Source organism: Mycobacterium sp., from assembly GCF_032162605.1.
Lineage (GTDB): Bacteria > Actinomycetota > Actinomycetes > Mycobacteriales > Mycobacteriaceae > Mycobacterium.
On sequence record NZ_JAVROT010000259.1, the window covers coordinates 1 to 19,837 of the forward strand.

Genomic DNA, 19,837 nt, shown 5'->3' on the forward strand with positions numbered 1-19,837 from the left:
GGAAAGTGGGCGTCGATGGGCAGCGAGGCGAGCCCGCTCGGTGCGCCGCAGACCCCCGAGACCGCAGGCGCCGGTGCGTCGCGCTACGTGACGTTCGCCAACGGCGCGCTGTACTGGTCGCCGGACAGCGGTGCGGAACCGGTGACCGGGGCCATCTACGCGGCGTGGGGCAAATTGGGGTTCGAGCGTGGTGCACTCGGTCTGCCCACCAGCGGCGAGATTCAGGAACCGCAGTGGATCGTGCAGAACTTCCAGCACGGCACGCTGAACTTCGACCGCGAGCACGGCACCGTCACCCGAGTGATCGACGGCGTCGCCCTCGAGATCCCGCTCGCCGACGGCAGCTCGCCCGTGCAGCTCGAGCGGTTCACGCCGATCGACGGCCGGACTTAGAGCCACCACCGCTCGAGGACACGCGCCAACCCGTCGTCGCTGTTGGGCGTGGTCACCTCGTCGGCGGCCGCCTTGGCTTCCGGATGCGCATTGCCCATCGCGACGCCGAGCCCGGCCCACAGCAGCATCGGGATGTCGTTGGGCATGTCACCGAAGGCGACGACATCCCCTGCCGCGATGCCGAGGGGTGCCGCGACCTCGTCGACGCCGGTCGCCTTGCTGATGCCGAGCGGCACCACCTCGATCAGACCGTTGTTGGTCGAGTAGGTCAGATCACCCTGGAGACCGACGTGTGGGGCCAGCGCGGCGGCCATGTCGGAACTCCGCGCGTCGGCCTTGCGGATCAGCAGCTTCACCGCGGGCGCGCTCAGCACGTCCTCGAGTGACACCTCGGTGTTGTCGGGGTTGAGCCAGGCGTGCTCGTAGCCGGGTGAGCTCAGGAACCCGGGCGTCGCAGCGTCGTGGGCGCTGCGGCCGACGCGTTCCACCGCGAGCCCTGCGCCCGGGATGATGCGAGTCGCCACCTCGGCCAGCTCGACCAGCACCTCGGCGGACAACGTCCTGGCCGAAAGGATGCGGTCGGTGGCCGAGTCGTAGACGACGGCGCCGTTCGCGCAGACCGCCATGGGCGCGAAGCCGAGAGCGTCGACGACCGGCGCGATCCAGCGTGGTGGCCGGCCCGTCGCGAGTACGAATTGGGTGCCCGCGGCGACGGCGGCCCGCACCGCCGCCCTAGTGCGCGGTGTGACTTCCTCGTTCTCGTCGAGGAGCGTGCCGTCGACGTCGGTGGCGATGAGAGACGGCAGCACTAGTGGTTCTCCGACTGCTTGCGAGCGCGTTCGGCGAGCTCGGCCTCGTCGTGTAGCCGAGCCTCGTTCAGCGTCGGGGCGCCGCCGCCGAGCCTGCGCGGGACCCAGTACTCGCCCTCGGGATGCTCGTACTCCTCCTGCACCGAGTGCAGCAGCTTGGTCATCTCGACCCGGAGCTCGCCCATCAGCGACTCGGGGGTGCCGGACGGAGGCAACGGCGTCCCGACCGCCACGGTGATCGGAGTCTTCTTGCGGCCCAAGCTCTTCGGATGGTCTTTGGTCCACACCCGCTGAGCGCCCCAGACGATGAGGGGGATGATCGGCACCTGCGCCTCCAGCGCCATTCGGGACGCACCGGTCTTGAACTCCTTGAGCTCGAAGCTCCTGCTGATGGTCGCCTCCGGGTAGACGCCGACCAGCTCGCCCTCGGTCAACCTCTCGACGGCAGCCGCGTACGCCCCGGCACCGGCCCGGCGGTCCACCGGGATTGTCTTCGAATGCCTGATCAGGAAGTTGACGGTCTTCACCCTCTGCATCTCGGACTTGATCATGAACCTCAGGCGCCGCCGACGGTACATGGCCGCGAGTGCAGCGGGCAGGAAGTCGATGTAACCGGTGTGGTTGATGGCGATCACCGCGCCGCCGACCTCCGGGACATTCTCCAGACCCTGGTAGGAGATCCGCGTCCCGGTGGCTCGCACCGCAATCCTGCCCGCGATCTCCAGAGTGCGGAAGACCGGTTCCATGCCACTAACCCGAGGATTCGTCCGGTTCGGGGCCCGATCGCTCCTGCGCCAACCGCTCTTCGCGGCGGGCGGCCTTCTCGGCCGCCTCCTCCGCGTCCATGCGGTCGGCCTCCGCGAGCGACGGCGCGCCGCCACCCATTCGCTTCGGCACCCAGAACTCCCCCGCCGGGTGCGACCCGTATGCGTCCTGCACCTGCTCGAGGAGGTGCTGCATTCGCGAGTGCAGCAGCGCCGTCAGCTCGGCTGCAGGCAGCGTCGGCCGGATGGGTTCACCGACCGCCACCGAGATGGGCACCTTGGGCCGGGCCAACTTGCGGGGGTGCCCCTTGGTCCAGATCCGCTGGGCACCCCACACGATGTGCGGGACGATGGGAACGTCCGCTGCGATCGCCATCCGCGCGGCCCCCGACTTGAATTCCTTGATCTCGAAGCTGCGGCTGATCGTCGCCTCTGGATAGACGCCGACGAGCTCGCCCTCCTTGAGCCGCTGGCAGGCTGCGTCGAACGAGGCGGCACCACTGTCCCGATCCACCGGAATGTGGCGCATGCCGCGCATGATGGGGCCGCTGACGTTGGAGTCGAAGACTTCGCGCTTGGCCATGAACCGCACCTTGCGGCCGCGGCCCTGCTTGAAGGCGGGCAACCCGGCGAAGGTGAAGTCGAAGTAGCTGGTGTGATTGATCGCGATCACGGCACCACCGGTAGCGGGCAGGTTCTGGACGCCTGTGATGGTGAATTTCAGCCCCTGCAGCCGCCAAATTACGCGGGCAGCTCTGATGACAGTCCCGTATACCGGCTCCACGACATGCCAGCCTAGTGCCGCCACCTCGTGACCGATGGAAAGATTCCGCACGGGCTGCGTGGAAGTGTGTCCTGGGTGACCTTTCCGACCGCACCGGTGCCGGTTCCCGAGGCCGTCGCCAGGATCGCGGACGGCCGCGCAGTCACCACGGTGTGGCTCAACGAGCTCGGCGGCGTGACGTTCGCGGTGGCTGGGGAGTTCGTGAAGGTCTATCCGGACCAGCACGCCGGACTGCTGGCCGCCGAGGCGACGCGATTGCGGTGGGCTGCTGATTTCGCCACCGTGCCGCAGGTGCTGTCGACAGGGCCGGGGTGGCTGCACGGCGGCGCTACCCGGACGCTCGGCGGTGGATCCGCATTGGATCGCGCGGCCGTTGGACGCGGCGCACGCGATCGGCGCCGGGCTCCGACGGATACACGATTCCCTCCCTGTCGACCAATGTCCGTTCGGTGCGCCGGCCTGGGTACCCGCCGACGCTCCGCCCGCCGACCGGCTGGTGGTCTGCCACGGCGACGCCTGCGCGCCCAACACCATCGTCGGCGATGACGGACTCTGCACCGGCCACGTCGACCTCGGGGACCTCGGAGTCGCGGACCGATGGTCCGACCTGGCGGTGGCGATCATGTCCCTGTCGTGGAACTTCGGGTCGTCCGGCGGACAGGAAGCGGCGCTGCTGGAGGCCTATGGAGTGGCTCCGGACCACGAGCGGATGGCCTACTACCGCGAGCGCTGGGACGAGTAACCCGGCCGGTCCCGGTACCATCGAACCCACGCGTACAGCGCGGAAAGGGCGATAAGTGCAGGTCACAAGCGTCGGACACGCAGGCTTCCGGATCGATACAAACGCAGGGAGCATCCTCTGCGACCCCTGGGTCAACCCCGCGTACTTCGCGTCGTGGTTCCCGTTCCCCGACAACAGCCAGTTGGACTGGGACGGGCTCGGCGACTGCGACTACCTGTACGTCAGCCACCTGCACAAGGACCACTTCGACCCGGCCCACCTGGCCGCGCACGTCAACAAGGACGCCGTCGTCCTGCTGCCCGATTACCCGGTGCCGGACCTGCGTCGCGCGCTCGAAGCTCTTGGCTTCCACCGGTTCTTCGAGACCACTGACTCGGTGAAACACCGCGTCAGCGGCCCGAAGGGCGACCTCGACGTGATGATCATCGCGCTGCGCGCACCGGCCGACGGCCCGATCGGCGACTCGGGCCTGGTGGTGTCGGACGGGGAGACGGTCGCGTTCAACATGAACGACGCGCGCCCGGTTGATCTCGAAGTCCTCGGCACGGAGTTCGGGCCCGTAGACGTGCACATGCTGCAGTACTCCGGCGCCATCTGGTACCCGATGGTCTACGACATGCCCGCTCGCGCCAAGCAGGCGTTCGGCACGCAGAAGCGCCAGCGTCAGATGGATCGCTGCCGCCAGTACATCGCACAGGTCGACGCCACCTGGGTCGTCCCCTCGGCAGGGCCGCCGTGCTTCCTCGACCCGGCGCTGCGTGACCTAAACGACGACCACGGCCACCCGGCGAACATCTTCCCCGACCAGGTCGTCTTCCTCGACCAGATGCGCCGCAACGGCCACGACCGCGGCTTGTTGATGATTCCCGGATCGACCGCCGATTTCACTGGGCCGCAACTGAATTCGCTGAATCATCCCGTTACCGACCCCGATGCAATCTTCACCACCGGCAAGGCGGCGTACATCGAGCAGTATGCGCAACGGATGGCGCCCGTGCTGGCCGCCGAGAAGGCCCGCTGGGCGCCCGCGGCGGGCGAGTCGCTGCTCGAACCGCTGCGGGCCAAGTTCGAACCGATCATGTTGCAGAGCGATCAGATCTGCGACGGCATCGGCTACCCCGTGGAGCTCCGCATGGGTCCCGAAACGGTGGTGCTGGACTTCCCGAAACGCGCCGTGCGCGAGGCGATTCCGGATGAGAGGTTCCGATACGGCTTCGAGATCGCTCCCGAGCTCGTCCGCACCGTGCTGCGCGACGATGAGCCGGACTGGGTGAACACCATCTTCCTATCGACCCGTTTCAAGGCATGGCGGGTCGGGGGTTACAACGAGTATCTGTACACGTTCTTCAAGTGTCTGACCGACGAACGCATCGCGTACGCGGATGGATGGTTCGCCGAGGCGCACGACGACTCAGCGTCGATCACGTTGGACGGCTGGGAAATTCAACGCCGGTGCCCTCATCTGAAGGCGGATCTGTCGAAGTTCGGCGTGGTGGACGGAACCACGCTCACCTGCAACCTGCACGGCTGGTCGTGGAATCTGACGGACGGCCGTTGCCTGACGTCCAAGGGCCACGAGCTGCGGAGCTCGAAGGCGTGAACACGAGCCAGCCCCACCCGCGGTACGACGACGGCCTGATTCAGATGGACCGCCAGGCGATCACCTTGCGCCGCTATCACTTCCCGTCGGGCACCTCGAAGGTGATCCCGCTGCGGGCGGTACGCGGCTATCAGTCCGAGTCGCTGGGTCTGGTGGTCAACCGCTTCCGGATCTGGGGCAGCTCCGATTTCCGTCGCTGGCTTCCCCTGGACGTCTGGCGACCGATCAAGTCGACGTTGGTGACGCTCGACGTGCCGGGCACCCGCCCGAGCCCCGCCTTCACTCCGTTGCGGGCCAAGGAGTTCATCGCCGTGCTCGACGAGTTGCTGAGCGACTGACCAGCATCCACCGGACGATCACGAGATCTGCACCAGGGCTGAAATCGACCGGACAACGACCGTGGCGTAGAAATCGCGATAGACGTTGTCTAACCCTTGTCGCGCAGCACGGTCGCCTCCAGTAGCCGCTGCACCTGCCGGGTCGCCGACCTGCCCACCGACGACAACGCCCGCTGAGCTCGACTCGGCGTTGGTGCAGGCTCAATCGACACCTCGTCGCCGACCCGCAGCAGACCAGGCCGTGAGACATCGGCGTAGACCCCGAGGAACCGGTCGGTCCGGTCGGCGAGTCGGCGGGTCAGTGCGCGATCGAGGTCGAGGCCCGGTTGCGGCCTTGTCGGCACGACGCAGCGGACGGTCGGGATCGTGACGTGCATTCTCGCCGATCCGATTCGGACCTCGCCGCCCACCCACGCCGACTCGGGAAAGTCCGACTCGGGCTGCTCGACGTCGATGAGGACGTTGGGCCGGAACCGCCGTACTGAATAGGGCTCGTCCCCCGCGGACAGCGACGCCAGGCTGACCGAGCTCATCAGGTGAACGGGTCCGAGGTCGACGAAAGTGCCCGGGGGCGTGGAGAACCGGGCCAGTGTCAGGATCTGTTTGGTGGTGAACATCGTCGTGTCCGGCAGGGCTTCGGACTCCGACAGTCCGAAGTCGCGGCGCACCTCCGCGGCCGAGAAGTTGGCCGTCGACTGCTGCAGCGATAGCCGGTGCCTGCTGGTGTCGTCCAGCGGCGGCAGCGCCGTCAGCCGAACCTCGCGGCCGACGAGTTCGGAGAGCAGTCGGTGCACCTTGGTGTCCGAACTGGAGCACTCGGTGCCGTCGGGGAAGGTGATCGTCACCTCGGGCACGTTGCCCGGTCCCGCATCAGCGGCGGGTTCGGTGACGTAGGCGGCCGAACAGCCCAGCAACTTGGGCACGCGACGCGCGGAGGCGGTGATGTCGTTCTCCAGATCGCGCACCGCCCACAACCTGTCGGCATGGACGCCGCGCCGGTCGACGCGCACCGCGTCGACGGGGTGCCCACCCATCGACTTCACCGGAAACCGCCACAGCTGCGATACCGTCATGCCTGACATCGGTCCTCCTAGCGAGACGAAACCACCTGCCGCAGTTCGGAAAACGCCTCGGATTCGGTGTCGTAGACACGCACGATCGCCTCGTCACCCGGCTGCAGGAACGTCGACTCGCCGAGCTCGGTGTAGCGAGTTGCGCCGATGCCGATCAGGAGGTTCGCCGGGTGACCGGACGCAACCATCAGTGCCCCGACGTCCTCGAGCGGCGTGTCGGCCGAGCCCTTCTGGCTGGCGAGGCGCTCGGTGATCCAGTCGAGCAGCACCTCGCCGTAGTACGAGTAGCCGAGCAGGGGGCTGTCCACGCCGTAGGCATGCTCCTGACCGTCGGCGGTGCGCAGGTTGCACACCAGTCGCAGCGTCGACGTGGGGCCGTCCGGCGTCAGGTCACCGATGTCGAAGAACCGTGCGGCCGCTCCCTTGGACGCCGGACCCCAGTTCTTCTTGTGACTGATCTTCAGCGCTCCCGGCCGACGGATCGAGCAGTCGTTGAACGCGCCGAGAGCGAAGGGCTGCAGTGATACGACCGTGTCGCCCTGCCACGTCACGTGACAGGCCAGACCGACCTCCGGCTCGATCTGCAGGTTGAGCGGCGTCTCACTGCCGGGAAGCAGGATGCTGTCGTGGGACAGCGGGAACTCGCCGAGGAAGCCATCGTAACCCGGTGCGTACCAAGGGAAGATGCCCTTGGGCGCCGAGTCTGTGCCGTCGTCGCTTACAACGTTGACGAAGTCGGCGGCCTCGCCGGCCTGCTCGAGGTGGCCCGCGAAATTTCCCGCGACGCCAAACCCGAACCAGGTCCGCAGTTCGGCCTCGCCCAGTTCAAACATGGCGAGTTCTGTCATGCTGTCAGCACCGACCTTCCGACGTAGGGCACCAGCGCATCCGGAACGCGGACGCTGCCATCCGGCTGCTGGTGATTCTCCAGGATGGCCACCAGCCAGCGTGTGGTGGCCAGTGTTCCGTTCAGAGTCGCCGCGATCTGCGGCTTGCCGTTCTCGTCGCGGTAGCGGGTCGAGAGCCGCCGCGCCTGAAACGTGCTGCAGTTCGACGTAGACGTCAGCTCGCGGTAGGTCCCCTGGGTGGGCACCCACGCCTCGCAGTCGAACTTGCGGGCCGCGGACGAACCCAGATCGCCTGCGGCGGTGTCGATCACCCGGTACGGCACCTCGATCAGAGCGAGCATCTGACGCTGCCACCCGAGCAACCGCTGGTGTTCGGCTTCCGCGTCCTCCGGCTTGCAGTAGACGAAGGCCTCCACCTTGTCGAACTGATGCACGCGGATGATGCCGCGGGTGTCCTTGCCGTAGCTACCCGCCTCGCGACGAAAGCAGGACGACCACCCGGCGTACCGCCGGGGACCGTCGGAAAGGTCGATGATCTCCTCGGAGTGGTAACCGGCCAGCGGAACCTCCGAGGTCCCGACGAGGTACATGTCGTCGGCCTCGAGACGGTAGATCTCGTCGGCGTGCGCGCCGAGGAAGCCGGTGCCCGACATGATCTCCTGGCGCACCAGCACGGGCGGAATGACGAGGGTGGCGCCGTTCTCGGTTGCCAGTCGGACCGCCAGCTGCAGGATGCCGAGCTGGAGCAACGCACCGAACCCGGTCAGGAAGTAGAAGCGCGACCCCGAGACCTTGGCGCCACGCTCCATGTCGATCAGCCCCAGCGATTCGCCGAGTTCGAGGTGGTCCTTCGGATCCTCGATCGCCGGGGGTTCACCGACGGTGTCGAGCAGCACGAAGTCGTTCTCACCGCCGGCCGGGACACCGTCGATGATCACGTTCGAGATCGTCATGTGCGCGGCGGTGAATGCGGTTTCGGCGGCTGCCTGCGCGGCTTCGGCGGACTTGACTCCCTCGGCCAGCTTCTTGGCGTGCGCCAGCAGTGCGGGCCGTTCGTCCGCGGACGCCGCGCCGACGGCCTTGCTCGCCGTCTTCTGTTCTGCCCGCAGATTGTCGGCCGTCGATATCGCAGAACGCCTCGCCGCGTCTGCTTCCAGTAGCAGGTCCACGAGGGCAGGGTCTTCGCCGCGCGCCCGTTGCGATGCGCGGACCCTGTCGGGCGCTTCACGCAGCAGCTTGAGGTCGATCACGAGGAAGACCCTACGTTTGGCACGCAGCGGGGGGGCATCCAGGGGACCGGCAAGCAGCCGCGCCGAGGCACAACCACATAACGTTACAACTGCATCTCTTGTCACATGGCCTGGCGCGCCTGTCACAATGGAGCCGATGTTGGATGCACCTACGGCCACGGATCAGGGCACGGACCGGGCGGCGGACGAGGCTGGAGAGCCGTCGGCCCGCCTCGCGTGGTGGCGAAGTCTGCAGGCTGCCTCCACACGCCGTGCGCTGCTTCTGACGGCCCTTGGCGGCTTGCTCATCGCGGGTCTCATCACCGCCCTTCCCGGCACCGGGGAAGGCAGGAACCCCATCGGACTCAATGCGGGCTCGTCGGCGCTGGGAGCGCGCGGCAACGCGACGTTCGACCACGCCAAGAGCGGCACCTGTCTGAACTGGCCCGAGCAGGTGCCCGACGCGGCGGCGATCGTCGATTGCAAGGACGAGCACCGGTTCGAGGTCGCCGAGACGATCGACATGAGGACCTTTCCCGGCACCGAATACGGCCCCGCTGCCGCGCCGCCCACCGAGGCGCGCATCAAGCAGATCAGCCAGGAGCAGTGCCAGGCAGCGGCGCGCCAGTATCTCGGCGAGAGGTACGACCCCAACGGCCGGTTCAGCGTCAGCCTCGTCTGGTCCGGAGACAAGGCGTGGCGTCAGGCAGGCGAACGACGCATGCTGTGTGGCCTTCAACTGGCGGGTCCCGACAACCACCAGCTGGCCTTCAAGGGCAAGGTCGCCGACATCGACCAGTCGAAGGTCTGGCCCGCAGGAACGTGCCTCGACATCGACCCGGCCACGAACCAACCGATCGACATTCCCACCGATTGCGCCAAGCCGCACGCGATGGAGGTCACCGGCGCGGTCAACCTCGCGGAGAAGTTCCCTGGCCCGGTGCCCCCCGACGGTGACCAGGACCAGTTCGTGAAGGACTCCTGCACCCAGATGACGGACGCCTATCTGGCGCCCGCCGAACTCCGCAAGACGACGCTGACGCTGATCTACAGCACGATCTCGCTGCCCAGTTGGACGGCGGGCAGCAAGCAGGTGTCCTGCAGCATCGGCGCCACCCTGGGCAACGGCGGCTGGTCCACACTGCTCAACAGTGCCAAGGGACCGTTACTGATCAACGGTCAGCCGCCGGTATCGGTGCCCGACATTCCACAGGAACGCCTCGAGATGCCGCCGATCCCGCTGCCGACGGTGGACACCTCTTCGCAGGTGTCGTCGCAGATCGACCTCAGCGATCAGGGCAGCCAGAGCACCCAGGGCTCGCAACACCTGCCGGGACAGCAGCAGGCCGGGCCGTCGCAGACCCAGAGCACGTCGTCCCCCTCCACCTCGGGTGCACCGACCCCGGTGCAGGGGAATACCTTCCTGAACGGACCGCCACCGCCGCCAGGACCGGCAACCGACGGGCAGGGCCCCCCACAGGACGGCGTCGTGCCGCCCGCGGGTGGCGATCCCGCACCCGGAGCGCCCACCGAGCCGGCGCCCACCGAGCCGGCGCCCGCCGAGCCGGTGCCCACCGATCCGGTGCCACCCGGTCCGGCGCAGCCGCCGCTACCCGGGCAGTAGCCGCGGTGGCCGTTCGGATGGGCCCGCAACGGTTCGACGAGTTGGTGTCCGACGCTCTTGACGAGATCCCTCCCGCGCTGGCCAAGGCGATCGACAACGTCGTCGTCCTCGTCGAGGCCCGCCATCCCGACGAACCCGATCTACTCGGGCTCTACGAGGGCATTGCCCTGACCGAACGTGATTCGACCTACTTCGGCTCGCTGCCCGACACCATCACGATCTACCGCGACGCGGTGCTCGACATCTGCGACTCGGAGGCCCAGGTTGTCGACGAGGTGACCGTGACCGTGATCCACGAGGTCGCCCACCACTTCGGAATCGACGATGATCGGTTGCACGAACTCGGTTGGGCGTGAACGGCACTCGGAGGGCAGGAGCGAAGCGACCTGGGAAGGCGGCACGGAGGGCAGGAGCGAAGCGACCTGGGAAGGCTACCGTCAGGCGCGGCAACCGGGATTCGTCGGGCACCGGTGCTAGGAATGGAACATGCCCAGTGTCTGCCGCGAGTGTCACGAGGACCTCGAACACTGTCACGGCACCTTGATTCACCACGCGCTGTCCGCCGTGGAGTGCACCGAGGACTGCGCCACCCCCGAGGCCGTGCACGCACTCAGCATCGACTGCGTAGCCATCGGGTGTGTCTGCTCGGTGACCATCTCCGCCTCAGCGGTGTCCTAGCTGTAGCTAGCCCATCGGATCGGCGCCGTGCAACGCGTCCTCGACCGGATGCGCGTCGGGCTCGGGCGCGAAGGGCGGCAGGAGCGTCGACCATTGGACACAGCTCCACCGGCCGTCGGTGATCGGGCTCAGCACCACGCACTCGGTGTTCGCCAGGTGGTGCTCGAGAGCGAAGCCGCCGTCGACGCCCGCAAGCATCGCCGCGACAAGCCGGATCGCGGCGCCATGACTGACCAGGATGACGTCGCCCGTCCACGCGTGGTCGTCGAGGTGGCGCAGACGTAACTGCGTGACCACCGGCAGGTAGCGCTCCAACACCTGCTGAGCGCTCTCACCGGCAGGCATCGGCAGGTCGAGGTCGCCCTCCTGCCAGCGCTGGTAGATGGCGTTGAACTCCTCGATCGCCTCGTCGTCGTTGCGGTTCTCCAGCGCGCCGACCTGCACCTCGTGGATGCCCTCGAGCTGAACCATGGCCAACCCGAGGTGATCGGCGATCTCGGCTGCCGTTTCGACCGCACGCAGCGCCGTGGAGTGTGCGACCAGCCCGACGGGGTGGTTCCATTCGCGGGCGAACGTCCTGGCCTGCTCATGGCCGAGATCGGTGAGTGGCGCGCCGGGAGGTCGGGTGTCGAGCAGCCTCTCGACGTTGGCGTGTGACTGTCCGTGCCGGACCAGTACCAGCCGACCCGTCATCGGATACGCCCCTCGCGCAGTCCGGCCAGCCACTCGGACGCCTCGTCGGTCACCGGCGGTACGGCTCCGACGGCGGAACCCGTCGGCCATGAACCCAGATATCGCACGTCTGCACAACGCCTGTGAAGCGCCCGAAGTGCCTCGGCGACCGGATCGTCGTCAACATGCCCGACGCAGTCCAGGAAGAAGACGTAGGTGCCCAGTTCGACTCGAGTGGGACGGGACTCGATCCTGGTCAGGTCGATGTCGCGGATTGCGAGCTCGGTCATCGCCGAGACCAGCGCGCCCGGCACGTTCTCCAGTCGCAGCGCGACCGATGTGCGGTCGGCCCCGGTGCGCGACGGCGGCGGCCCCGGTGGTCCGACGAGCACGAACCTCGTCCTGGCGTTCGCCTCGTCCACCACGCCGTCGGCCAGGGTGGCAAGGCCCAGTCGCTCGGCGGCGAGTGCCGTGCTGACGCCCGCGTCTGCCCGCCCTTCCGCCACGTCGTGGGCCGCTGCCGCGTTGGACGTGGCGGGCACGGTCCGCGCGTCGGGAAGGTGCTCGGCGATCCATCGCTTCACCTGTGCGGCGGCGACGGGAAAGGCCGCAATGGTCTCGACGTCCGACGCGCGCGTGCGGGCACGCACGGCGATGCTGAAGGCGACGTCGAGGGTGTGTTCGGCGTAGATCTGCAGCGGCGCACCCGTCGCGAGGCTGTCCATCGTTGGGACGACAGAGCCGTCGATCGAGTTCTCGATCGGCGCGACGGCGTAGTCGGCGGCGCCGGAGCGGACGGCGGCGAGCGCACCCTCGGCGCTGTTGCATGGCAGCGGTTCGACGTGCGCCGGTGCGCCAGGGACGGCACTGGAGGCCACCAGCTCCAACAACGCCGCTTCTGTGAAGGTCCCTTGGGGGCCAAGATAGGCGACGCGTGGCACGGCTCAACACTATCGGCTCAGCCTTCCGTCATCGCCGAAGACGTTTCAAGGGATCTTGCGGGATCAGTGAGGCTAGCCTGCCTTCGCCGTTGCGACGCGGCCGGGTAGGCCCGCTCGGGCTCGATCGCTACGGCGTCCAACTCCGCGTGGAGACTGAGGACGGCGATCACGACGTGCGCCTGCCCGCCAAACCGGTGGACGACGTCACCGGCCTGAGCCAGGCCATCCGCGTCCTGATGGGTTGCCCGTTCCTCAACGGGCTGCGCGCTCGCCGCATCTGATGCCTCACCCAATTCACCGGCGGCTACCGTAGCTCCGTGAATGGGCCGCCCGACGAGTTACTGACCGACCTCAGGAAACGGGCTCTCCGGCTCGAGATCGCCGTGGTGCTCGCGGTGACGTTCGGCTTGTCGGCGTACACCTCATTGGTCAGCCTGACCGAGGCGGTCCTCCTCGGCCTCGCCGGCCAGAAGGTGGCGCTCAACCGCAAGCTCTCCCCCATCGACCTCATCAACCTCGCGTTGAACCTGGCGTCGGTGTTCCAGCTAATCGCCTGGGGGCTGCTGGGCCTGTACCTGTTGTGGCGCAGCGGTTTCGGCCCGGATCGCATCGGCCTCGGGCGGTTCCGCTGGCGGCCCGACCTTCTTGGCGGCCTCGGCCTCGCCGCCCTGATCGGCCTGCCCGGCCTCGGCCTCTACGTAGCGGGGCGCGCCCTGGGCATCGGGGTGTCGGTCGTACCGTCCGAGCTCGGCGACACGTGGTGGCGGATTCCCGTACTCCTCGCCGTGGCCTTCGCCAACGGTTGGGCCGAGGAGGTCATCGTCGTCGCGTTCCTCATGACTCGGCTGCGCCAGCTCGGCCTCACGCCCGTCGTCGTACTGGTGGCCTCCAGCCTGCTGCGCGGCTGCTACCACCTGTACCAGGGCTTCGGCGCAGGTATAGGCAACGTCGCGATGGGCCTGGTCTTCGGCTATGCGTGGCAGCGCACGGGACGGCTGTGGCCACTGATCGTGGCGCATGGTGTCATCGACGCGGTCGCCTTCGTGGGCTACGCGCTGCTCGTCGGCCACCTCGGCTGGCTTCGTTGATCCAGAGACGACGATCCCGGGCCCGCGGCCCGTACATTCATTCGAGTGACCGACAAGCGGCCGCCCTACCCCGGGCCCGATCCTCTGGGTCGGGCCGGAAGACCGCGGCCGTCGCAGGAGCCGTCACAGATCATTCGACGCGATCCGAACTTCCGGCCGCCGCCCCCCGGGAGCAGACCCGACGCCACCCAGCCGATCGCCCCACAGCGCGCCCCGGCACCGCCGCCGCGGGCGCACCGACCGCCCCCGCCGCCGCCGCAACGCCGGCCGCCGCCAACGGCACCTCGACCTGCCTCGAGGGCCGCCCCACCCCCACCCAAGGCTCGCGCGCCGAGACGCAGACGGCGCTGGGGACGCATCGTGTTCGCCCTGCTGCTGGTCATCGTGGCGGCGGTCGTCGGCACGGGCGTGTGGATCGACACGTCGCTGCATCGCATCCCGGCGCTGACGGCGCTTCCCGACCGACCACCGGCGGGCAGCGGCACCACGTGGTTGCTGGTCGGTTCGGACAGCCGCCAGGATCTCAGCCCTGCACAGCAGGCCGAGCTCTCCACCGGCGGTGACCTGGGCGATGGCCGGACCGACACCATCCTCCTCGTTCACGTACCCGGCCTCGGCTCGGACGTGCCGACCACGATGGTCTCGATCCCGCGGGATTCCTACGTGCCGATTCCCGGGCACGGCGAGGACAAGATCAACGCGGCATTCGCGCTGGGGGGCGCCCCGCTGCTGGCACAGACGGTCGAGCAGGCGACGGGCCTGCGACTCGATCACTACGCCGAGATCGGCTTCGACGGATTCGCCGTCATGGTCGACGCCGTCGGTGGCGTCACGATGTGCCTTCCCGAGCCGATCAGCGATCCACTCGCAGGCATCGATCTGCCCGCGGGATGTCAGGAATTGGACGGTCGCACCGCCCTCGGTTACGTCCGCACCCGGGCGACGCCGCGCGCCGACCTCGACCGGATGACCAACCAACGGCAGTTCATGGGAACGCTGATGCATCGCGCCACGAACCCCGCCGTCCTGCTCAACCCGCTGCGCTGGTATCCGATGGCCCATGCGGCATCGGGGGCGGTGACCGTCGACGACGGCGCGCACGTTTGGGATCTGGCGCGACTGGCGTGGGCACTTCATGGGACCGTCACGACCACCGCGGTACCGATCGGTGAGTTCACTGGCAGCGACTCGGGCTCCGTCGCGGTGTGGGACAGCGACGCTGCCGCGCGCCTGTTTCAGGCACTGGCGACCGATGGCGCGGTCCCTCAGGACGTGCTCGACGCGGGGAAGACTTAGCCGGACCTTCGTTTGGTACGGCGGCAGCAAACTCAGCGCCGCGCTGTGACCACGGTCGAATCACTTAGGGAACCTCGCCTTAATTAGTCATACCTTTGCTGACAAAGCGCGCTGACCTGCAATATTGTCCTTCGCATGAGCGATTCACGACTCTCGACACCAAGTTCCACCACCTCCTGCAGGAGCAGATCCGCGACGAGTTCACGGCATCGCAGCAATACACTGCGATCGCCGTCCACTTCGATGCCGCCGATCTGCCGCAGCTGGCCAAGCACTTCTATGCGCAGGCTCTCGACGAGCGCAACCACGCGATGATGCTCGTGCAATATCTGATCGACCGCGACGTCGAGGTGGAGATCCCCGGCACCGACGCGGTACACAACAGCTTCAGCTCGCCGACCGAGGCGCTGCGCCTCGCGCTAGGTCAGGAGCGCACCGTCACCGAGCAGATCACCCGACTGGCTGCCGCCGCTCGCGACGAGGGCGACTACCTCCGCGAGCGGTTCATGCAGTGGTTTCTCAAGGAGCAGGTCGAAGAGGTCGCGTTGATGACCACGCTGGTGTGGATCAGCGAGCGGGCCGGTGCGGACCTCTTCCACCTCGAGGACTTCGTCGCCCGTGAGATCGGCGGCGCGTCTGCCGACCCCACCGCACCGCAGGCCGCAGGCGGCAAGCTCTAGTCCGGCTGATCCAGGCCGGCCTCGGTGAGGCCGTTCTGCAGCCAGTCCTTGGTACGGCCTGGGTGGTTGGTGGCCACCCAGGCGACCCCGACGTCGCGGCAGTAGCGCACGTCCTCGTAGTGGTCGACCGTCCAGCAGTACAGGGCCCTGCCGTGCGCGGCGGCCCGGTCGACGAGTTCGGGGTGCTCTCGCAGCGTGGCGATCGAGGGCCCGACCGCCGTGGCGCCGACGGTCGTCGCGGCGCTGCCACCAAGATATCGCGAGGTCTCGCCGAGCAGCACCGTCGGCAGCATGGGCGCCGCGCGGCGGATGCGCCAGACCGCGGCCGCCGAGAACGAGATAACGACGGCGCGGGACAGGTCGGCCGAAGCCGGTGACGCGATGCCGTACCTGTGCAGCAGTGCCAGCACCTTGCTCTCGACCAGGGCGCCGTAGCGCACGGGATGCTTGGTCTCGATGAAGATCTTGATGGGCCGGTTCCAGTCGAGGACCAGCGAGATGAGGCCATCGAGCGTCAGCAGGCCGGTGTCGCCGTGACTACCGTCTTTCCGCCAACTCGAATGCCAAGCGCCGTACTCGAGTTCGCGCAGCTCGCCGAGCGTCTTCTCGCTGACCAGCCCGGTGCCCGTCGACGTCCGATCCACCCGCCGGTCGTGGACGCACACCAGATGTCCATCGCGGGTGAGCCGCACGTCGCACTCGACCCCGTCGGCTCCCTCCCGCAGCGCGAGCTCGTAGGCGGCGATCGTGTGCTCGGGCAACTCCGCTGACGCGCCACGGTGAGCCACCACGAACGGGTGTCCGTCGAGCGCTCCGTCGGCCGAGGTCATGAACCTATGCTGCCGGGTCTTCCCGCTCGGACTCAACCCGAGCCGCAGATTCCGGTTCGGCGCCCTTCAGTTCGGCGCCCTTGAGTTCGGCGTCCTGCGGTTCGGCCGTGGCGCCGGGCTCGTCGGGCACGATGACCCACCGCTTGACGGGCTTGTCGACCGCCTTGTGTTCGAAACCCCGAAACATCTTCACGGTCAACAGGAGTGCCGCCAGGGCAGTCAGGTAGGCAATGGTGGTGGCCACCGTGTTGTCGGCGATGCCCTGAGCGTCTCGGGTGAAGCTGGTCGCGAACGCGAAGACCGAGACGAACAGGCTGACCCACCAGCCGCACCACCAGACCACCATCGGCGTGCGCAGCCACGTCAGGCGCCCTTCGACGCGGGCGAGTTCGAAGACGAACACCGGTGCCCAGAAGAGATTGGCCAATGGCAGCAGACAGCCCAGCCACAGCTCCCAGACCGGGCGCGGGTCCTGGGCGTCGTGGCGCGCGTAGGCACCCGCGCGCCGCGAGATGAGCCAGTTCGTAAGCACCACGAAGCTGGCGATCAACGCGAAGAAGGCCAAAACGCTCGCGGTGACTCCGGCCCACGTCGCCACCCCGGCCACGATCGGGTTCAGCAGCGTCGAGCGGTTGTAGAGCAACAGCGCGTAATTGGCGATGTGGACGACCACGGCGAACGCGAACAGGGCCAGGGTCGTGAACAGGGTGGCCCACACCATGCGCGTGGACGTTCGCAGCGGTTCGGTGGCCTGCGTCGGCACCGTCTGCTCGAAGTGGTCCTGCAGGCTCCAGCGTGGGATGGCCGAGTACCTGGGCGTCGGCCCGAGCGGACGGGACACGCGGCGAGGTGGCGGCGCCGCACCCGGTCGCACTGCGATCCAGCGATAGCCGGCTGGAAGCCGTTGTGACGGTCGTGAGGTCCCTGGCCGCGCGACGTCGGTAGGCCGGGCCGACCACTGCTGTGGGTCCGGCTCGGCCGACGGTGCCAGCAGCGCGCTCTGACAGCGGGGGCACCAGACACGCTGACGGTCGCGGACGTTCCATCGCGTTCCGCACCGTGAACAGACCTGGATCACGGGACCAGCCTACGGTCCGTCAGACGGTGCCCGCAGCGCCGTCGTCGGTGACGACGGGACGCCCGGCCCCTGCCCAGGCGAGCATGCCGCCCGACACGTTGATCGGTTCGTAGCCATTGCGGGCGAGATACTGCGCGACTCGTAGGGAGCGGCCACCCGCGTGGCACACCACGTACAGCGTGGCGTCTGTGTCGATCTCCCCGATCCGGGCGGGGACGTCACCCATCGGGATGTGTTGCGCCCCGTCGGCGTGACCGCGCTGCCACTCGTCGTCCTCGCGCACGTCGAGCAGCACCACGGCGTGGTCCAACGCGACGGGAACGTCGGCGATCTGGGCCTCTCCCACCTCGGCGTCGCTCACTGCGTCGCTCCTTCAGTCGTCATCGCGTCCAATCGAACCTCTCCTCGACTCTGCACCGCCAGGTACACGGCATCAATGCTGGCACGGCCGACACAGCAATCGGACGGCTATCCACAGTTTGCACAGGTTCATGCACAGGCCCGCAGCAGCCGAAATGCCTCTGAACCGGTGATTCTGTGAGTTTCCTCCAATTGACTGGGGATAACGCTGTGCCCACACGGCCAGTCATCAACAGGTTTTGCGGGCGCGAGCGAAAAACCTTGGCGGGCTAACCACTTGGCTCGTCGGGCACGCTGATTTTCCCACCGTGAAACAAGGGGCTATGATCGCGATCACAACCATCGGTTGTAACAGATCTCCCGAGGGGAGAAGATTGAACGCGCAGGTCAGGAGCTGTTGATGGCATCGCATCCACTGGGGTCCGGAGCAGTTCCGCCAGCCGAATGGCAGACCTCTTCGCACGTCTACACGCACAGCCACCTGATGGCGTGTCTCCGGGCGGGACTGATCGCATTGGTACTGCTGGGCGTCCTCGCCCTGATCGTTCTAACCTAAGTTGTTCTGACCCAAGTTGTTCTGACCTAGAGCGCGATAGCCCGCCTTCGCGCCGCCCGCGGGGGCCCATACAACTGGGGCTCGTACGTAGAAAGGCCGGCTCGGCGCCCATGAGCGCTGAGCCGGCCTTCTCGGTGGTTCGGTTCCGGTCAGGCGGGCGGGTAGACCCCCATGCCCTTGGCCTTCTCGGTCTGCCAGAAGATGTCGGAAATCTCGTCGATCGTCGCGAGCAGCTTCTCGGCGACGGCGACGTCGAGCGACTTCTTGGCATCGCCGGCGCCGTGAACCCCGTCCCAGAACAACTGGTGCAGGTTGGGGAACTTTTCGAAGTGCTCCTTGGTGAAGAAGTCGGCCCACAGCACGGTCAGGTGATGCTTGACCTCTTCGGCCCGCTGCTCCTTGATGATGATGGCGCGGGTCTTAAAGTGGTCATCATCCGAATCGTGGTACTTCTGAAGCGTCTTCAGGACCGAGAGCGCCTCGATCTTGGCCTGGGCGGGATCATATACACCGCAGTACAGGTCGCAGTGGGCGTGGGCGGGAGTGGCGTTTGAGAAGAGTCGATGCAGCATGGGACTAACCTACCCTTTGAGGGTGGGAGACAACCATCCTTCGCAGGCCTGGCCGCTTCGCCGATTCTCGGTCGTGGAGGACTCCATGCGCCCATCGCTCGGGCCGGGCGACGGGTTGCTTGCGCTGCGCTGCGGCCGTGTGCGGCGGGGACAAGTACGGGTGTTCCCCGATCCGACCCTGCCGACGCGTTGGCTCGTCAAGCGGGTCGGCAACGTCCGCGGTGCCGGTCGCGCCGCGATGTTCGAGGCGCGCTCCGACAACCCGCACGCGCCCGGCGTCGTGGACTCGCGGCGGTTCGGCTGGGTTCCGGCGACGGGCTCGTATCGCGTGGTGTGGACCGTTCGGCGCTGGGGGTCCCCCCGCTCGCGCGGGAGAGCGGAGCGACCGGGGAATCAGCAGTGAAACGCGACGGCTGAGCGCGCTGGCACTCGTCTCCCCTTGTGTGCCAACCCCTGTCTACCGCATCCTGTCGGAATCGACCCACAGCCGTGTCGGGCGGCAGTCACGCACCGATCGGAGAGCACGATGGATACCGGATCCCATGGCACTGTCGAGGTTGCGCCCTTCCACTCCGGCGGCTCACTCAAGGGATTCGTCGTTTCTGGCCGCTGGCCCGACTCGACGAAGGAGTGGGCCCAGTTGTTGATGGTCGCGGTCCGGGTGGCGTCGATTCCCGGATTGCTGTCCACGACAACGATTTTCGGCGTGCGCGAGGAGCTTCCCGACGAGCCGGTACCCGGCACCGTCGGCCTGGTGCTGGCCGAGGGCACCGTCGTCGGCGAATCGGCCATTCAGCCAGGCTATTTCGCACACCGTCAACCGCCCGCGCTGATGATGCTGCACCCGCCGTCGGAGACGATGCCGTCGCTTCCAGAATGTGT

General features: G+C 67.6%; 24 protein-coding genes and 2 pseudogenes. 14 read left to right on the forward strand and 12 right to left on the reverse strand.

The window, feature by feature from the left end:
- Window positions 1-393: LGFP repeat-containing protein (locus QOI01_RS15430; protein WP_526382337.1), on the forward strand; the 393-nt coding region annotated here is incomplete at its 5' end.
- On the opposite strand, the gene QOI01_RS15435 is transcribed toward QOI01_RS15430, so the two are convergent.
- The 3 genes from QOI01_RS15435 to QOI01_RS15445 are packed head-to-tail and all read right to left on the reverse strand — an operon-like array spanning window position 390 to window position 2,750.
- Complete coding sequence (locus tag QOI01_RS15435) at window positions 390-1,202, reverse strand: Cof-type HAD-IIB family hydrolase (protein ID WP_526382339.1); 813 nt, start codon at window positions 1,200-1,202, stop codon at window positions 390-392. The two genes, QOI01_RS15430 and QOI01_RS15435, sit on opposite strands and share 4 nt — an antisense overlap.
- The gene (locus QOI01_RS15440) at window positions 1,202-1,948 is read right to left on the reverse strand and encodes a lysophospholipid acyltransferase family protein (RefSeq protein ID WP_526382341.1); all 747 of its coding nucleotides are present in this window, start codon (window positions 1,946-1,948) and stop codon (window positions 1,202-1,204) included. The genes QOI01_RS15435 and QOI01_RS15440 overlap by 1 nt, the downstream gene beginning before the upstream one ends.
- A 4-nt stretch (window positions 1,949-1,952) precedes the next feature.
- A complete protein-coding gene (locus QOI01_RS15445) occupies window positions 1,953-2,750 on the reverse strand; it encodes a lysophospholipid acyltransferase family protein (protein WP_526382373.1) in 798 nt (265 codons plus the stop codon).
- A gap of 75 nt (window positions 2,751-2,825) precedes the next feature.
- On the opposite strand from QOI01_RS15445, the pseudogene QOI01_RS15450 reads away from it, so the two are divergent.
- The 3 genes and pseudogenes from QOI01_RS15450 (at window position 2,826) to QOI01_RS15460 (ending at window position 5,430) form a co-directional block, all read left to right on the forward strand.
- Window positions 2,826-3,492, forward strand: a pseudogene (locus QOI01_RS15450) (phosphotransferase).
- Window positions 3,493-3,547: 55 nt separating this feature from the next.
- Window positions 3,548-5,092 carry a Rieske 2Fe-2S domain-containing protein gene (locus QOI01_RS15455; protein ID WP_526382343.1) on the forward strand — a complete coding sequence of 515 codons (1,545 nt, stop codon included), beginning with the start codon at window positions 3,548-3,550 and terminating at the stop codon, window positions 5,090-5,092.
- 44 nt (window positions 5,093-5,136) lie between these two features.
- Window positions 5,137-5,430: a hypothetical protein gene (locus QOI01_RS15460; RefSeq protein WP_526382375.1), complete on the forward strand. Its 294-nt coding sequence runs from the start codon at window positions 5,137-5,139 to the stop codon at window positions 5,428-5,430.
- Between the two features lie 89 nt (window positions 5,431-5,519).
- On the opposite strand, the gene QOI01_RS15465 is transcribed toward QOI01_RS15460, so the two are convergent.
- Genes QOI01_RS15465 through serS form a run of 3 tightly spaced genes read right to left on the reverse strand, consistent with a single transcriptional unit; the run spans window position 5,520 to window position 8,601 of the window.
- Window positions 5,520-6,512, reverse strand: a complete 993-nt coding sequence (locus QOI01_RS15465) for an MOSC domain-containing protein (RefSeq protein WP_526382345.1) — start codon at window positions 6,510-6,512, stop codon at window positions 5,520-5,522.
- Window positions 6,513-6,520: 8 nt separating this feature from the next.
- The gene (locus QOI01_RS15470) at window positions 6,521-7,336 is read right to left on the reverse strand and encodes a DUF5718 family protein (RefSeq protein ID WP_526382377.1); all 816 of its coding nucleotides are present in this window, start codon (window positions 7,334-7,336) and stop codon (window positions 6,521-6,523) included.
- 11 nt (window positions 7,337-7,347) lie between these two features.
- Complete coding sequence (gene serS / locus QOI01_RS15475) at window positions 7,348-8,601, reverse strand: serine--tRNA ligase (RefSeq protein WP_526382347.1); 1,254 nt, start codon at window positions 8,599-8,601, stop codon at window positions 7,348-7,350.
- A gap of 127 nt (window positions 8,602-8,728) precedes the next feature.
- Between serS and QOI01_RS15480 the strand changes: the two genes are divergently transcribed.
- From QOI01_RS15480 to QOI01_RS15490, 3 genes are all read left to right on the forward strand, one after another.
- Window positions 8,729-10,204, forward strand: coding sequence for a septum formation family protein (locus QOI01_RS15480; protein WP_526382349.1), 1,476 nt, complete (start codon window positions 8,729-8,731; stop codon window positions 10,202-10,204).
- A 5-nt stretch (window positions 10,205-10,209) separates the two neighbouring features.
- The gene (locus tag QOI01_RS15485) at window positions 10,210-10,560 is read left to right on the forward strand and encodes a metallopeptidase family protein (RefSeq protein WP_526382351.1); all 351 of its coding nucleotides are present in this window, start codon (window positions 10,210-10,212) and stop codon (window positions 10,558-10,560) included.
- A gap of 130 nt (window positions 10,561-10,690) precedes the next feature.
- On the forward strand, window positions 10,691-10,882 hold the full coding sequence (locus tag QOI01_RS15490; RefSeq protein ID WP_526382353.1) for a hypothetical protein: 192 nt from the start codon (window positions 10,691-10,693) through the stop codon (window positions 10,880-10,882).
- Between the two features lie 6 nt (window positions 10,883-10,888).
- Here QOI01_RS15490 and QOI01_RS15495 read toward each other — a convergent pair whose 3' ends face one another.
- Both QOI01_RS15495 and pheA read right to left on the reverse strand, forming a co-directional pair.
- Complete coding sequence (locus QOI01_RS15495; RefSeq protein ID WP_526382355.1) at window positions 10,889-11,575, reverse strand: histidine phosphatase family protein; 687 nt, start codon at window positions 11,573-11,575, stop codon at window positions 10,889-10,891.
- Window positions 11,572-12,495: a prephenate dehydratase gene (gene pheA / locus QOI01_RS15500; protein ID WP_526382357.1), complete on the reverse strand. Its 924-nt coding sequence runs from the start codon at window positions 12,493-12,495 to the stop codon at window positions 11,572-11,574. The genes QOI01_RS15495 and pheA overlap by 4 nt, the downstream gene beginning before the upstream one ends.
- Before the next feature lie 77 nt (window positions 12,496-12,572).
- Between pheA and QOI01_RS15505 the strand changes: the two are divergent.
- The 4 genes and pseudogenes from QOI01_RS15505 to QOI01_RS15520 all read left to right on the forward strand — a co-directional run.
- Window positions 12,573-12,776: pseudogene (locus QOI01_RS15505) on the forward strand (DUF2470 domain-containing protein); the annotation flags it as partial.
- A 36-nt stretch (window positions 12,777-12,812) separates the two neighbouring features.
- Window positions 12,813-13,583 (forward strand): CPBP family intramembrane glutamic endopeptidase, encoded by a 771-nt coding sequence (locus tag QOI01_RS15510; protein ID WP_526382359.1) that lies wholly within the window; start codon window positions 12,813-12,815, stop codon window positions 13,581-13,583.
- 129 nt (window positions 13,584-13,712) lie between these two features.
- Window positions 13,713-14,879 (forward strand): LCP family protein, encoded by a 1,167-nt coding sequence (locus tag QOI01_RS15515; protein ID WP_526382379.1) that lies wholly within the window; start codon window positions 13,713-13,715, stop codon window positions 14,877-14,879.
- 116 nt (window positions 14,880-14,995) lie between these two features.
- On the forward strand, window positions 14,996-15,559 hold the full coding sequence (locus QOI01_RS15520) for a ferritin (protein ID WP_526382381.1): 564 nt from the start codon (window positions 14,996-14,998) through the stop codon (window positions 15,557-15,559).
- On the opposite strand, the gene QOI01_RS15525 is transcribed toward QOI01_RS15520, so the two are convergent.
- From QOI01_RS15525 to QOI01_RS15535, 3 genes are read right to left on the reverse strand one after another with little or no spacing between them, the layout of a single operon-like run.
- Window positions 15,556-16,389, reverse strand: coding sequence for a glycerophosphodiester phosphodiesterase (locus QOI01_RS15525; protein WP_526382361.1), 834 nt, complete (start codon window positions 16,387-16,389; stop codon window positions 15,556-15,558). The two genes, QOI01_RS15520 and QOI01_RS15525, sit on opposite strands and share 4 nt — an antisense overlap.
- A 4-nt stretch (window positions 16,390-16,393) precedes the next feature.
- On the reverse strand, window positions 16,394-17,467 hold the full coding sequence (locus tag QOI01_RS15530) for a DUF4328 domain-containing protein (protein ID WP_526382363.1): 1,074 nt from the start codon (window positions 17,465-17,467) through the stop codon (window positions 16,394-16,396).
- Window positions 17,468-17,486: 19 nt separating this feature from the next.
- Window positions 17,487-17,828 (reverse strand): rhodanese-like domain-containing protein, encoded by a 342-nt coding sequence (locus QOI01_RS15535; protein ID WP_526382365.1) that lies wholly within the window; start codon window positions 17,826-17,828, stop codon window positions 17,487-17,489.
- A 399-nt stretch (window positions 17,829-18,227) separates the two neighbouring features.
- Between QOI01_RS15535 and QOI01_RS15540 the strand changes: the two genes are divergently transcribed.
- Entirely contained in the window at window positions 18,228-18,383 is a 156-nt protein-coding gene (locus QOI01_RS15540) for a hypothetical protein (protein ID WP_526382367.1), read from the forward strand.
- A 149-nt stretch (window positions 18,384-18,532) separates the two neighbouring features.
- Here the strand turns inward: QOI01_RS15540 and sodN are convergent, their stop codons facing one another.
- Window positions 18,533-18,955, reverse strand: coding sequence for a superoxide dismutase, Ni (gene sodN, locus QOI01_RS15545; protein ID WP_526382369.1), 423 nt, complete (start codon window positions 18,953-18,955; stop codon window positions 18,533-18,535).
- An 85-nt stretch (window positions 18,956-19,040) separates the two neighbouring features.
- On the opposite strand from sodN, the gene QOI01_RS15550 reads away from it, so the two are divergent.
- Together QOI01_RS15550 and QOI01_RS15555 are read left to right on the forward strand one after the other, a co-directional pair.
- On the forward strand, window positions 19,041-19,358 hold the full coding sequence (locus QOI01_RS15550; RefSeq protein WP_526382383.1) for a S24/S26 family peptidase: 318 nt from the start codon (window positions 19,041-19,043) through the stop codon (window positions 19,356-19,358).
- Between the two features lie 123 nt (window positions 19,359-19,481).
- Window positions 19,482-19,837: peptidase (locus QOI01_RS15555; RefSeq protein ID WP_526382371.1), on the forward strand; the 356-nt coding region annotated here is incomplete at its 3' end.